Here is a 2,737-nt window from a genome sequence, read left to right on the forward strand (position 1 = left end):
CGCCGCCAGCCCCGCCAGCAGCACCCGGCGGCGCCCCTCAGCCTGCCTGCCCGGCGCCGCCGCGCCGTCGGAACGATATTGGAACATGCAAAACCGGTCTCCATTGCCGATCCCACCCCTCATCTAGCAGGAATCGCGCGCGTCGTCAGCATATCAACGGTTTGCACGCAATCATTGGTACCGGCCGTCAACCCCGATGACGAAACCCGGCTGCCCCCCGAGGGGCGCTTGCAGCGGGGGCGCAGTTGGGTCATGCTGTACTCGTGATGGGTCCGCGCCGATCGACGCCTGAAAGAGGCACGCGCGGCATGACCGGACCCATCCGGCCGGCCGGTCCCATCGGGGCGTGGCGCCCGACGCCCAGGGGACTGACATCCTGGACGGCCGGGCCGCCCACGCCGACGGAACCGGCTGCCGCTCCGCCCCGGCCGCAAGGCCGGACGGCGGATGACGACGCCATATATGCGACGATGCGGCCAGACGATGCACGGCCGCGCGTCATCGTTTGATGAGGATGGATGAACGCCACGCGACCCGCGTCCGAAGACCGTTTGACCCAGCCCGCGCCCCTGGCGGCGCGCGCTGATCACGGCCGCGCGGGCTCCGCCGCAACGGTTTCTGGATTCATCATGTTCCCCCCGACTGTTTTTGCCCCTTCCGCCCGCCGCCTCCGTCCGCCCCCGATGCGGACGCCGGACAGAGGCCGGGACCGGGCATACCGGAGTTCCGTTTTTTATGAACAAGCGCATGCTGATCGACACGACCCACGCGGAAGAAACCCGCGTGGTCGTGATGGATGGTAACAGGCTCGAAGATTACGACGTCGAGGCATCGGCCAAGAAGCAGCTCAAGGGCAATATCTACCTGGCCAAGGTGATCCGGGTCGAGCCCAGCCTGCAGGCCGCCTTCGTCGAATATGGCGGCAACCGCCACGGTTTCCTGGCCTTCAGCGAGATCCATCCGGACTACTACCAGATCCCGGTGGCCGACCGCGAGCGCCTGCTCGCCCTGCAGGAAGAAGAAGCCCGCGCCGACGAGGCCCAGCTTCAGGACGATTTCGCCGAAGCCGGGCCCGGCTCTGAAACCGACGCCGAAACCGGCCTGGAGTCCGGCTCGGAATCCGTCCCGGAATCCGTCTCCGGCACCGCCGAACTGGTGGCGACCGACGACGAGGCCGCCCAGCCCGAGCCGGAGCCCCTGCCCGAGACGGTCGGCGGCGAGACCGATACCGGCGAGGAAGGCGCGGTCCAGCGCCGCATCGCCCGCTTCCTGCGCAGCTACAAGATCCAGGAAGTCATCCGCCGCCGCCAGGTCCTGCTGGTGCAGGTCGTCAAGGAGGAACGCGGCAACAAGGGCGCCGCGCTGACCACCTACATCTCGCTGGCCGGCCGCTACTGCGTGCTGATGCCCAACTCGCTGCGCGGCGGCGGGGTGTCGCGCAAGATCACCTCGGTGGCCGACCGCCGCCGGCTCAAGGACGTGATCGCCGAACTGCAGATCCCCCGCGGCATGGCCATGATCGTGCGCACCGCCGGCGCCCAGCGGCCGCGCCCCGAGATCATGCGCGACTGCGAATATCTGCTGCGGCTGTGGGACGATATCCGCGACCACACGATGCGCTCGATGGCGCCCGCGCTGATCTATGAGGAAGCCAGCCTCATCAAGCGCGCCATCCGCGACATCTACACCCGCGACGTGGGCGAGATCCTGGTCGATGGCGAGGCCGGCTGGAAATCGGCCCGCGAATTCATGCGCATGCTGATGCCGCAGAGCGCGCAGAAGGTGAAATGCTGGCAGAACGGCGCCCAGCCGCTGTTCTCGCATTTCAATGTCGAGGGCCTGCTGGACTCGATGCTCTCGCCCACCGTGCAGTTGCGCTCGGGCGGCTACCTCGTCATCAACCAGGCCGAGGCCCTGGTCGCGATCGACGTCAATTCGGGCCGCGCGACGCGCGAGCGCAATATCGAAGAGACCGCGCTGCGCACCAATCTCGAAGCCGCCGAGGAAGTCGCCCGGCAATTGCGCCTGCGCGACCTGGCGGGCCTGATCGTCATCGACTTCATCGACATGGAAAGCCGCAAGCACAATGCGATGGTCGAGCGGCGGCTGAAGGACGCGCTGCGCACCGACCGCGCGCGCATCCAGGTCGGCGCGATCTCGCATTTCGGCCTGCTGGAAATGTCGCGCCAGCGCCTGCGCCCGTCGATCACGGAATCCACCTTCACCCCCTGCCCGCACTGCCAGGGCACCGGCATCATCCGCGGCACCGAAAGCGCGACCCTGCACGTGCTGCGCGCGATCGAGGAAGAAGGCGCGCGCCGCCGCGCGGCCGAGATCATGGTGCATGTCGCCGCCGAGATCGCGCTCTATATCCTGAACAACAAGCGCGTCTGGCTGGACGAAATCGAAAAGCGCCACAAGATGCGCGTCGCCTTCGCGCCCGACCCCAGCCTGGCGCCGTCGCAGGTCCGCATCGAACGCACCCGTCCGCAGACCGAGCGGTTCGAACCGGTGGCACCGCAGCCGGTCCCCGCCGAGGCCGCGCAATCCGGCCAGGTCCGCGAAATCCCGATCCTGCCCGCCGCGCCGGCCGAAACGCCTCAGGGTGAAACCATCCAGGGTGAAGCCGCTCTGGGCGAAGCCGCCCAGGGTAAAGCCGTTCGGGCCGGAACGACCCCGGCCGAAGCCGCGCCGTCCGCCGCCGAGGGAGAAGGCGAAGAGGGCACCGATCATCGCC

Annotated in this window: 1 protein-coding gene; it reads left to right on the forward strand. The window is 68.3% G+C overall.

Translation table 11 applies throughout. The features are described 5' to 3' along the window. Positions 1 to 735: 735 nt before the first annotated feature. On the forward strand, positions 736 to 2,737 hold a 2,002-nt coding region (locus HUK84_RS14380; RefSeq protein ID WP_246285698.1), incomplete at its 3' end, for an Rne/Rng family ribonuclease.

The sequence above is a fragment of the Nguyenibacter vanlangensis genome (assembly GCF_013376155.1).
Taxonomy (GTDB): Bacteria; Pseudomonadota; Alphaproteobacteria; order Acetobacterales; family Acetobacteraceae; genus Gluconacetobacter; species Gluconacetobacter vanlangensis.